This window comes from Aeromonas sp. s10, from assembly GCF_040907975.1.
GTDB lineage: Bacteria > Pseudomonadota > Gammaproteobacteria > Enterobacterales > Aeromonadaceae > Aeromonas > Aeromonas caviae.
The window spans coordinates 1-10,621 of the sequence record NZ_JBFOCV010000048.1 but is presented as its reverse complement, the minus strand read 5'-3'; the positions used below and the strand labels follow the sequence as shown (position 1 = coordinate 10,621).

Sequence of the window (10,621 nt, the reverse complement as noted above, 5' to 3'; positions counted from 1 at the left end):
GACACCGTCCGACTCGATGGCACCGTCACCACGGCCCGCCTCAAGCATGCCGTGATCGACGCCATCACCAGCGTCAACCGGGATCTGGCTGACTGGCGCCGCGCCCGTGAGGCAGAAGGGGTCGCCACCCTGGCCGCCGTACCGGGCGAGGTCATCAATGGCGAATCGGCGTACCTGCACAGCTACCGGCGCGCCATCTATGCCATGACCCGCGCCAACCTGCTGGAGCGTTACACCGACTACAGCGCCACCGGTGATGGCGTCAAAGGGGCCGATGCCAAAATCATCAGCTCTGACGACCTCTACCGCGACGCCCGCTTTGCCATTCGCGACATCCTCGGTACCACCCACATCACCGTGGCGCTCATCTGATGGAGCTGCGCAGCCAACAGGGTGACACCCTCGACCTCATCCTGTTCCGGCACTACGGCTACACCGCAGGCATCACCGAGCAGGTGCTCGCACTCAACCCCGGTTTGGCCGCGCTCGGCCCCATCCTCCCGACCGGAACCCTCATCACAATGCCAGCGGCCCCCACCCAGGCCGAGCAGCCGCTGATCCAGCTATGGGACTGACCATGAGCCGCCTCGACGATGAACTCGAACGACTGGCCGACATCAGCGAGCAGCAACTCGCTGCCCGCATCCACGCCGCCCGCATCAGTGGCACCGGCCCGCACTACTGCATCGACTGCGACAACACCATCCCGCAGGCGCGCCGTGAAGCGATCCGGGGCTGCGAACGCTGCGCCGAGTGCCAGACCATCCACGAATTTCAAACCGCTCGCCACTACGGCAGCAAACGATAGGAGAGCACGATGCCAGAACCCATTTCAGCCAGTACCGCCAATGGCGTAGCGCTCGCCCTTGCGCTTGCCTCCACCGCGCCCTGGCTCGATCCCATCATCCTGCTTGGCTCATTCGCCGGTGCACTGCTCTTTGGGCTCACCAGCGAGGAGAAGATTGCCGGGCGAGTCATCCTCCTGTTTATCACCTCGTTCATCTGCGGGCTGCTGGCAGCAGATTTCACCGTCCAGATGCTGACCAAGCTGCTGCCGGTAGGTATCGAGATCAACAAGGGGGTCGGTGCCATCGTAGCCGCAGCCCTGGCAGTGAAAATACTGAAAGTCGCGATGAACGCGATCCCCGGCCAGCTCGGTACCCTGTTCAGTCGCATTGGCAAAGGGGGCAACGATGATCCCCACTAATCCCACCTACGCCATGATCTACACCGCGATCTATGCCCTGATGTGCACCGCCATCTGCCTGCGTGTCATGTTCTTTGACAGCCGGGATGGACGCTATCAGGCGCTTCCTGCCTGGCTGTCTTGGGTGATCTGCGTCGCCACGGCATCGGTGCCGATCCGCTTCTTGTTCGGCACCATCCTCGTCCCCGACCTCGCCTCCGTCATCATCACCGCCTTCCTACTGTGCGCGGTGTGGAGTGACGGCGGCTCTATCTACCACCTGCTGCGCAGCAAAAAGCACTACCGCACCACCGACAGGAGGCAACCATGAGCCTGAAAAAAGGGGATACCGGCGCCGCCGTCGCCGACCTGCAGCGTCGCCTGGCCAAAGCCGGTTATCCGCTCGATCCGGATGGCTGGTTTGGCGATGCCACCGAGCGCGCCCTGCTCGCCTTTCAGCGGGACTACATGATCACCGCCATCGGCCAGGCTGGCCCTCGCACCATGGCCGCCCTGCTCGGCAGCGAGCGGGGCAACCAGTTGCGCATCGGCGACATGCAGGCTGGCGCTGACCTGCTGGGCCTGCCACTGGCCACCATGGCCACCGTCGCCCAGGTCGAGAGCATCGGCGAGGGGTTCACCACCGACATGCGTCCGGTGGTGCTGTTCGAGCGGCACGTGTTCTACAAGCAGCTCACCCAGCACCTGGGCAAGGCCGCCGCCGACCAGATGGCCGCCCATTACCCCAACCTGGTCAACCCCAAGCGCGGCGGCTATGCGGGCGGGGCGGCCGAGTGGGAGCGGCTGCAACTCGCCATCAGCCTGCACCGGGATGCCGCCATCGAGTCGGCCAGTTGGGGGATGTTCCAGATCATGGGCTTCCACTGGCAGGCGCTGGGCTTTGCCTCGGTCAGCGACTGGCAGACCGCCATGCAGCGCAGCGAAGTGGACCACCTCACCGCCCTGTGCCGCTTCATCCAGCAAGATCCCGCCATGCACAAGGCGCTGCAGGGTCGCAAGTGGGCTGACTTTGCCCGCCGCTACAACGGCCCGGCCTACAAGGACAATGACTACGACACCAAGCTCGCCAAGGCATACAGCCACTTTGCCAAGGTCTATCCGGTGAAGGAGGTGGCGGATGTGGCGTAGCCTGCTGCGCTCCCCCCTCACCTGGTTGCTGCTGGCACTGGCCGTCGCCCTAGCCGTCGCCCTGGCTGGCTGGGGCTGGTCGGCCCGCTCCGCCGCCAAGGCTGAGGGCAAAGTCTCCACCCTGCAAAGCGACCTCAAGGCCGCCAACGACAAGGCCGTCGAGGCCGAGCGGCGGGAAAAGACCAAAGACGGGGCCATCGATACCCTCACCGGCGAATTGGACGCCCAGACAACCGCCACCGCCAAGCTGCAACGCCAGCTTGGCGATCTGACCATCACGGCCACCACCCGGGCCGATACCATCAAGAGGCTCAAACGTGAAAATGCCGAACTCAAGGAGTGGGCAGATCGCCCTCTGCCTGATCCTGTTGTCAGGCTGCTCCAGCGCCCCGCCCTCACCGGCGCCGCAGATTATCAGGCTCACCTGTCCCGCCACGGCGCCCTGCCAACTGCCGACCGCCAGCCCGGTCAATAACGGCGACCTCATGGATCAGCTGACCCAGACCGAGGCCGCCTGGGCCACCTGCGCCGCCCAGGTCGACAGCCTTATCGCCTGCCAGCAACGCCACCAGAACGGGAGGGAGCATGGAAAAACCAAAACAGATCCGTGAGGTACTGACCCGCTGCGTGCCCCACCTCAAGACCAACCCGGACAAGCTGCACATCTTCATCGCCCCGGGCAACGTCGAAAGCACCGGCGCCCGCTCGCTCTCGTTCGAGTGGCAATACCCCCTCACCATCGGCATCGAGGACTTTGCCGGCCACCCGGATCAGATCATGGTGCCGCTGCTGGCCTGGTTGCGCCAACACCAGCCCGAGCTGATGACCAACGACGAACAGCGCAAGGAGGGCATCACTTTCGAGGCGGAATACCTCGCCAATGACCTGATGGACCTCATCATCACCGTCAAGCTGACCGAGCGGGTCAGGGTGTGGCAAAACGAACAGGGGATTGGCTGGGAGCACCTGCCAGAGCCGCCGGAAGACCCCTATGACGGCATCACCTGGGAACTCTTTATCAACGGGGAGCATCAGCCATGGCCGCCGACGACCTGAACCGCCTGACCCATTGGGCCGATGGCCTGCTTGCCAGCATGGAACCCGCCGCCCGCCGTCAGTTGGCGGGCGAGATGGCCCGCACCTTGCGCGCCAGCCAGGCCCAGCGGATCCGCGCCAACCGCCAGCCCGATGGCAGCCCCATGGCACCGCGCAAGCCACAGCCCAAGCTGAAGCAAGGCCGGGGGCGCCTTCGCCGCAAGATGTTCTTCAAGATAAGCAACCCCACCTGGCTCAAGGCCCGCGCCAGTGAACAGCAGGACGTGGTGGAGTTTGTCGGCACCGCCAACCGGCTCGCCACCATTCACCAATACGGCCTCAAAGACCGCATCAAGGGCCGCGAGATCCGCTATCCGGCGCGGGAACTGCTGGGCATCACCCATCAGGAGGTGGAAAAGTTGGAAGAGTTGCTGTTGGCCCATTTGACTAAATAGAAGGTTGTCGAGCGAAGCTGGAAACCATACGATACGGCGCAAACTTAATCGTGTGAGGCAAGGATGAATCAGCGTAGCGAACTGCGGCAGCGGCTCCGTCAACAAGCTAGTAAAAAATGTGCACATGGGCAGCAATTTATTTCACCAGAAAAAATCTTAGTGATAGTTCAAATTGGACTGGCTCTTCTGCCCCTCATAACAGCATTTATTTACTTAATGGGAATGAGTTGGCACCAAGGCTACCTTCTATCCTTTCATGTGGACAGCAGTGAGTTCCCATTATCAACAGAGCAAACACTCTTAACAGGAGTAATGGCAGTATCTCTCGCAATCTTACCTGTTTATATATATACAATATTAGCAATGGGAATCGCTATTATAATTTGGTTTGTTTTAACAGGTTTCGACCAAGAGATTAATGGATTTATATCCTCCATTAAACTCAGAGCAATTGATTTTATCGAAGATTTAATGTTGAAACTAAAGATAAAAAAACCAATAGAATCAGTCAAAAAGGTCAGTAAGCCACGAAAAGTAATAAAATGGTCAGAAAAATTAAAACGTATGGCCATCACGTATCTAATTGGAACTGCCATACTCTTATTAATTGGTATGGTGGTTGAACTGGCTTGGCATGTCCACACCGAAGGAACTAATCTTGCGAATAACCAAAAGACTATGCTGTCAAATAATACGTTAGAGCAGATGAACATAATTCTATACAACAATAATAAAAAACCGGCTTTCGCATTACGTATTATCTGCAATACCACTCAGTGTGCTTTCTGGACTGAAGATGATGGCACAATTTACCTGCGCCATGAGCAGATTGATAGTGCAACTATCCCCAGTAAAATAAAGGATAAACAAGAGGCCAGTTGATCGTGCTTAGGTGTGTTGGGTAACGGCCCTGCGGGGCGCCGGATTCCTTTGGTTCACCGGTACGCCAACCTTACCCAGCTCACCGCCCAGTGTTTGCCCTCGCCCGAAACAGACATCCCCTGCCCTGACGGAAATCGCTACCCTGCTGCTGGTGTTGTGTGCGGTCGGGCGGGTTTGTGTCGATTGGTGGTTGATTGGTTGCGGTTGGTTGCGCGATACTGCGCGGGCAACGGCAAAATCCGTTGCCGGGGTTGGTCCCCCGCAAGCCATCAAAGCGCACAACACGCGCCAAGCGTGTTTTTTTGTGCAACCCAGTAGTACCCGCAATTTCAGTTATGGCGGGCTGGGCGGGGCAGCCTCACGGCTGGCCGGTTTCCTTTGATGCCCGGTAGGACCAACCTCGTCCAGTTCGTCACCAGACATCTCCGCAAAACTGCGGGCATGTGTTCAGAGTTTGGTCCCTCTCGGTGGCGATTAACTTGCATCGCATCAGAGGAATTACCCCATGAACACCATCACCAGCTTTACCCCTGCCGAGATCATCAGCCTGCACCAAGGCCAACCTGTCACCACCTCCCTGAAAGTCGCCGAAGTGTTTGGCAAGCAGCACAAAGACGTGTTGCGTAAGATCGCCACCCTCGACTGTTCCAAAGATTTCAACGAGCGCAATTTTGCGCTCGTTACCTATCAGGACGGGAAGGGAGAAGCGCGACCAGCGTATGAGATGACCAAAGACGGCTTTATCTTTGTGGTGATGGGTTTCACCGGCGCCAAGGCCGCGGCGACCAAAGAAGCCTATATCAACGCCTTCAACTGGATGGCCGAGCAACTCGCCGCCCAGCGCCCACAACCGGTGATCAACCTCTCCGATGATGAACTCTGCACCCTGACCTGGTGCTGGCGCGCCGCCGACCGGATGTTGGAGGCCGCCCGCAGTATCTATCCCCTGCTCGAGGTCGCCGAGCACCGCGACGCCGGCCGCTACTACTCCATCATCCACGAGTACCCTTACACCCTGAACCAGGCCCGCAAGATCCTGGCCGACCGCACCCGCCATATCCAACCCAACACCCACGGCGACAGCGACTGGCCCAAGCTGATCCCCCACCTGCGCCGTGAACCCAAAGCGATCGGCTGGTAATATGACCGGTCTAGCATCGACTATGCATGACTGGCCCCAGTTGAATGGGCACATAATAGTGTGCCCTTATCTACCTTCCCTTAAACAACTACGTTAAAGACCACTCAAAGGAGAACCTGTGATAATACTTACTTATACAGAAATGAGAAAACTATATTCTGATAATAACAATGTAAAAAAAATTATTGACACGGGATTCAACTCCACCATGAAAATAACAAATAAGAAGCTGATTAACGACAAAAAAGTCAATGGCAATTCTTTTTTAGTTAATGATGATTTTGATTCCAACCCTATTTGTTTTTCAGCGTTTTATACGAATGGGCATTTCAAAGTTATCCGTTGCATCTTTGTTGACGAATCATCTAGGACGCACGGGTTAGCTAAAAAAATGATTACTGAATTCCAAGTTAACTTAAAAGGATCGACTGAAGAATTCCTTCAAATTGGTGTGGAAGATACAAAGGATGAGGGGTTTGAACTTTTAGATAAAATATATAAATCAATGGGTTTCAAAAGATTAGACAACCCAACAGCTCATCCTGAAAATAAATATTTTTATGATTTCTTTTGGTCATATAAAGACTTTGACGTAACTCGAGAGGGTGGGAAAGTATCCACTAGGTTCAAGTAAAGCAGTCTCCACCTCCGAGCAATACCTAAATATGCGCCAGTGTATCCACCGTAGATACACTGGCCTCCCCTCGCCTTACCCGCCATTGCCCAAAACAATGGCCCCATGCAACCGACCCCGACTGAACTCCAACGCCTGATCGACAACCTGATCCGCATCGGCACCGTCACTGCCGTGCGATCAGGGGAGTGTCGCGTCAAGACAGGCGACCTCATCACCAACTGGCGGCCCTACGCAACTGCGCGGGCCGGGAGGAATCGCACCCGCCATCGCCTCTCCATTGGCGAACAGGTGCTGATGCTCTCGGTCAGCGGCGATCTGCGCAATGCCTACATCGTCGGCCCCATCAATTGCGCTGCCTTCCCAGAACCCTTGGCAGGCGATGACAACCCGGACCTCGACCGCACTGAATACGCTGATGGCGCCGTCATCGAGTACAACCCGGCCACCGGCACGCTCAATGCGATCGGCATCAAGACCGCCACCATCTCCGCCTCGGTGACCGTCAAGCTGATCACCCCCCTGGTGGAATGCTTCCAGGCACTCAAGGTCGGTTCGACCATCGAGGCGGGCGGCAAGATCACCGCCCCCAGCGCCAACATCGGCGGAATCGAGGTGACCACCCACAAGCACGGAAATGTCAGCACCGGCAGCGGCACCTCCGGGGGCCCGCAATGAACTGGCTCGGCATGAATGCAGCCACCGGCCGCGCCATCAGCGCTACCGACCACATCATCCAGTCGGTGCGCGACATCCTCATCACCCCGGTGGGATCCCGCGTCATGCGCCGCGACTACGGCAGCGAGCTGTTTAACCTCATCGACCAGCCACAGCATCAGGCTACCCGCCTGCGCCTGATGGCCGCCACCGTACAGGCCCTCATCAACTGGGAACCCCGCATCACCATCACCCGGGTCGATGTGCTGGGCGGCGGCATGGATGGCGCCCTTACCGTTGAGCTCACCTGGCAGCGCAAGGACGGCGGCGCGCCGGAGTCTGCTTCTATCGCCATCCCCACAGGAGCCGCCAATTGAGCAACGTGGATTTGACCCAGCTCCCGCCGCCCTCGGTGGTGGAGCCCCTCGACATTGAGACCATCCTGGCCGAGCGCAAGGCCACCCTGGTGAGCTACTACCCGGCAGACCAGCAAGCCGCCATCGCCGCCACCCTGGAACTCGAATCCGAGCCGCTCAACAAGCTGCTGCAAGAGAACGCCTATCGGGAGGTGGTGCTGCGGGCCCGCATCAACGATGCCGCCAAGCAGACCCTGCTCGCCTTTGCCAGCGGCACCACCCTCGACCACCTGGTCGCCGAGTACAACATCGCCCGCCTGCTGGTCACCCCGGGGGATCCGGCGGCCAATCCGCCTGTCGATCCGGTCTATGAATCGGATGACCGCCTGCGCCTGCGCGGCCAGATGGCTTTTGAGGGGCTGACCACCGCCGGGCCAGTCAATGCCTACAAGTTTCACGCCCTGTCAGCCAGCGCCGAGGTGGCGGATGTGGCCGTCGACAGCCCCTCGCCGGGTACCGTGCGGGTGACCCTGCTATCCCCTGCCGGCCAACCCAGTGCCGACACCCTCAATCGGGTCAGCCAGGCGCTTTCGGCAGATGATGTGCGCCCCCTGTGCGATCTGGTGGCCGTCGAGCCCTCCCAGATCAAGCCCTATGCCGTCGATGCCACCCTCAACGCCACCGGCCTTGGCAAGGAGCAGGCCATTGCAGCGGCCACCGCTGCCATGAACCAGACCGCTGCCGCCTATTACCGGGTCGGGGCCACCGTCCCGCTCTCGGCCATCTATGCCGCCCTGCACCAGCCGGGGATCGACAGCGTCACCCTGCGCGCACCGCTGACAGATGTCACCTGCACGGCGCAGCAGGCCGCCAAACTCACCACCCTCCACCTCGATTAAGGACCAGACCATGGCAAACGCCCTCTATGACAAAGGCCGCGAGAAGTTTCTCACCGGCGCCATCAACGCCAGTGCCGACACCCTCAAGTGCGCGCTGATCAAAGACACCTACGCCCCCACCCTGGGCAGCGACGAGTTTTTCAGCACGCTCTCGTCCCACGTGGTCGGCACCCCGCAGACCCTGACCAGCAAGACGGTCACCGGCGGCGTGCTGGACGCCGCCGACGTCACTTTCAGCGCCGTGCCCACGGCGGCGGTGAAGTATTGCGCCATCTACAAAGACACCGGCAGCGCCGCGACCAGCCCGCTGATCGCCCTGTTCGACACGGCGGCGGGCCTGCCGGTCAGCACCAACGGCGGCGACATCATCATCGCCTGGGACAACGGCGCCAATAAGATCTTCAAACTCTGATGGCAACCCTCTATCCCGTCTGGCGCGGGTCACTGACCTATCACGACGGCACCCTGTCATTCGACGGGGCGGCGATCTACCGGGGCACCCTGCAGGGTGACGATGACCCCGCGCCGGTCGCCATTGCCGGGGTCAGGATCGGCCTGTCACCGGTCGGGATAGCGGCAGGGCCAATCGGCAGCATGGCGGCATTACAGCGCGCCAGGCCCGCCGGAGTCAGTCAGTTCGCAGCAGGCACGGCCAAGCTGACCCATCGCACCGCACCCGGCGCCATCGAGGCGGGTGCCTATGGCGCCCCGGATATCACCACCCGCGCCAGTGTGGGGAGCCTGGGGGATCTGCTCGCCATGGGCGCGGCCGAACTCACCCCCCTCGTCCGCGTGCCGGGGCTCAGTGCCGGTGCGCTGGGCATCGCCACGCTCAGGGCCAGGCTTGCGGCAGGCAGCATGCAGCCAGACGCCATTGAGGCGCCGACCATTGGGCAACGCCTCGCTCCTGCCGGCTTCGATCTTGGCGCCATGGGCAGCCACCGTGCCCGAGTGCGCCAACTCGTCGGCACCCTGTCTGATGGTCAGAGCGGTGCCCCAAGGCTCAACACCCGACTGGCTCAGGCCGCGACCCCGTTCACGGGCGCAGTGGGGAGCCCCGTCGCCAAGTACGCGCGGATCCTCTATCCGCTGGCCCCGGCGGTCCCTCTCCCGGGTCTGCCCGCCATCACCGCCGCACTGGTCCCGGCCCCGCTGCTACCTTCGGCACTCTCGCCGATTGCCAGTTCCGCGCGCCTGACCACACGGGGCTTTGATGGCTGTACGTTCGGCGCGGCCAAGGTGCATCGTCTGCCCCTGCCATTGCCGACCACCCGGGATATGCTGCCGCCCTCAGCCACCCGGCTGGAACACCTTGCCGCGGCCACCCTGGCCAGCACAGTGACGCCGGAGGTGATCACCACCACCCGCTTTGCTGACACCTGCCCGGCCCCGCTGCTGCCCTGGCTCGCCTGGGCAAGGTCGGTGGATTGGTGGGAGCTGGCCGAGTCAGAAGACCAGCAGCGAGCCCTCATCAGCGCCTCGTTCCGCCTGCACCAGCGCAAGGGCACCCCCTGGGCCATCAAGGAGGCGCTGGCCGTGCTGGGCTTTGGCGACAGCACCATCATCGAACGCGCTACGGGCCGCCGCTATGACGGCACGCTCGCATACAACGGCAACGAACCCCACGGGGATCCGTCCCAGTGGGCCGTCTATCGCGTCATCCTCGCCCGCCCGGTCACCACCGTGCAGGCCAACCGCATCCGGCGCCTGCTGGCAGAGATGGCCCCGGCCCGCTGCCATCTGGCGGCCCTCGATTACACCCAGGCGCCCCTGACCTACAACGGCGCCGCAACCTACAACGGCAACTACAACCACGGAGCCTCCTGATATGGCGAATTTACAAGAGGTGGTGAGCTGGGACGCAGGCGTCTATCAGCTCGAAACCAGCGACCCGGTGCTCGGCGGCCCGGGGGGTACCTCCAACAAGCAGGCCCAGGCGCTGGCGAACCGCACCGCCTACCTGAAAAAGCACATGGATGACCTGGAAGGCGGCACCACCGCTGCGGGCAAGGCCAACAAGCTCACCACGGCGCGCACCATCGCCGTGGCCGGGGATGTGACCGGTCAGGCCTCGTTCGATGGCAGCGGTAACATCTCTATCACCGCCACCTATAAAAACTCCGGGGTGGTAGCGGGGACCTATCGCTCCGTCACCGTCGATGCCAAGGGCAACGTCACCGCCGGCAGCAACCCCACCACCTTGTCGGGCTATGGCATCACCGATGCC

18 protein-coding genes and 1 pseudogene are annotated in these 10,621 nt (G+C 60.8%); all 19 read left to right on the top strand.

Annotation, left to right across the window (positions count from 1 at the left end):
• On the top strand, positions 1 to 372 hold a 372-nt coding region (locus AB5Y59_RS17905; RefSeq protein ID WP_368211617.1), incomplete at its 5' end, for a head completion/stabilization protein.
• The gene (locus tag AB5Y59_RS17900) at positions 372 to 575 is read left to right on the top strand and encodes a tail protein X (protein WP_025327452.1); all 204 of its coding nucleotides are present in this window, start codon (positions 372 to 374) and stop codon (positions 573 to 575) included. The genes AB5Y59_RS17905 and AB5Y59_RS17900, both read left to right, overlap by 1 nt.
• A 2-nt stretch (positions 576 to 577) precedes the next feature.
• Positions 578 to 808, top strand: coding sequence for a TraR/DksA C4-type zinc finger protein (locus tag AB5Y59_RS17895; RefSeq protein ID WP_180344887.1), 231 nt, complete (start codon positions 578 to 580; stop codon positions 806 to 808).
• 9 nt (positions 809 to 817) lie between these two features.
• Entirely contained in the window at positions 818 to 1,207 is a 390-nt protein-coding gene (locus tag AB5Y59_RS17890) for a putative holin (protein ID WP_139737896.1), read from the top strand.
• A complete protein-coding gene (locus AB5Y59_RS17885; RefSeq protein WP_123246916.1) occupies positions 1,194 to 1,517 on the top strand; it encodes a phage holin family protein in 324 nt (107 codons plus the stop codon). Before AB5Y59_RS17890 ends, AB5Y59_RS17885 begins: the two co-directional genes overlap by 14 nt.
• Positions 1,514 to 2,335: an N-acetylmuramidase domain-containing protein gene (locus tag AB5Y59_RS17880; RefSeq protein ID WP_368212464.1), complete on the top strand. Its 822-nt coding sequence runs from the start codon at positions 1,514 to 1,516 to the stop codon at positions 2,333 to 2,335. The genes AB5Y59_RS17885 and AB5Y59_RS17880 overlap by 4 nt, the downstream gene beginning before the upstream one ends.
• Entirely contained in the window at positions 2,325 to 2,810 is a 486-nt protein-coding gene (gene lysB, locus AB5Y59_RS17875; protein WP_368212463.1) for an Rz-like lysis system protein LysB, read from the top strand. Before AB5Y59_RS17880 ends, lysB begins: the two co-directional genes overlap by 11 nt.
• Positions 2,704 to 2,946 (top strand): Rz1-like lysis system protein LysC, encoded by a 243-nt coding sequence (gene lysC, locus AB5Y59_RS17870; RefSeq protein ID WP_368212462.1) that lies wholly within the window; start codon positions 2,704 to 2,706, stop codon positions 2,944 to 2,946. Before lysB ends, lysC begins: the two co-directional genes overlap by 107 nt.
• The gene (locus tag AB5Y59_RS17865; protein ID WP_123246919.1) at positions 2,921 to 3,391 is read left to right on the top strand and encodes a phage tail protein; all 471 of its coding nucleotides are present in this window, start codon (positions 2,921 to 2,923) and stop codon (positions 3,389 to 3,391) included. Before lysC ends, AB5Y59_RS17865 begins: the two co-directional genes overlap by 26 nt.
• Positions 3,373 to 3,825, top strand: a complete 453-nt coding sequence (locus AB5Y59_RS17860; protein ID WP_368212461.1) for a phage virion morphogenesis protein — start codon at positions 3,373 to 3,375, stop codon at positions 3,823 to 3,825. Before AB5Y59_RS17865 ends, AB5Y59_RS17860 begins: the two co-directional genes overlap by 19 nt.
• Before the next feature lie 63 nt (positions 3,826 to 3,888).
• A complete protein-coding gene (locus tag AB5Y59_RS17855) occupies positions 3,889 to 4,707 on the top strand; it encodes a hypothetical protein (protein WP_368212460.1) in 819 nt (272 codons plus the stop codon).
• Positions 4,708 to 5,212: 505 nt separating this feature from the next.
• Positions 5,213 to 5,848: a Rha family transcriptional regulator gene (locus AB5Y59_RS17850; RefSeq protein ID WP_368212459.1), complete on the top strand. Its 636-nt coding sequence runs from the start codon at positions 5,213 to 5,215 to the stop codon at positions 5,846 to 5,848.
• Positions 5,849 to 5,966: 118 nt separating this feature from the next.
• Positions 5,967 to 6,482, top strand: coding sequence for a hypothetical protein (locus AB5Y59_RS17845; RefSeq protein ID WP_368212458.1), 516 nt, complete (start codon positions 5,967 to 5,969; stop codon positions 6,480 to 6,482).
• A 105-nt stretch (positions 6,483 to 6,587) separates the two neighbouring features.
• Positions 6,588 to 7,160 carry a phage baseplate assembly protein V gene (locus AB5Y59_RS17840; protein WP_323924746.1) on the top strand — a complete coding sequence of 191 codons (573 nt, stop codon included), beginning with the start codon at positions 6,588 to 6,590 and terminating at the stop codon, positions 7,158 to 7,160.
• Entirely contained in the window at positions 7,157 to 7,516 is a 360-nt protein-coding gene (locus tag AB5Y59_RS17835; RefSeq protein WP_368211628.1) for a GPW/gp25 family protein, read from the top strand. The genes AB5Y59_RS17840 and AB5Y59_RS17835 overlap by 4 nt, the downstream gene beginning before the upstream one ends.
• A gap of 5 nt (positions 7,517 to 7,521) precedes the next feature.
• Positions 7,522 to 8,394, top strand: a complete 873-nt coding sequence (locus tag AB5Y59_RS17830; RefSeq protein ID WP_368211631.1) for a baseplate J/gp47 family protein — start codon at positions 7,522 to 7,524, stop codon at positions 8,392 to 8,394.
• A gap of 10 nt (positions 8,395 to 8,404) precedes the next feature.
• Positions 8,405 to 8,806: a hypothetical protein gene (locus tag AB5Y59_RS17825; RefSeq protein ID WP_025327464.1), complete on the top strand. Its 402-nt coding sequence runs from the start codon at positions 8,405 to 8,407 to the stop codon at positions 8,804 to 8,806.
• The gene (locus AB5Y59_RS17820) at positions 8,806 to 10,221 is read left to right on the top strand and encodes a phage tail protein I (protein ID WP_368211629.1); all 1,416 of its coding nucleotides are present in this window, start codon (positions 8,806 to 8,808) and stop codon (positions 10,219 to 10,221) included. The genes AB5Y59_RS17825 and AB5Y59_RS17820 overlap by 1 nt, the downstream gene beginning before the upstream one ends.
• Before the next feature lies 1 nt (position 10,222).
• Positions 10,223 to 10,621, top strand: a pseudogene (locus AB5Y59_RS17815) (phage tail protein); the annotation flags it as partial.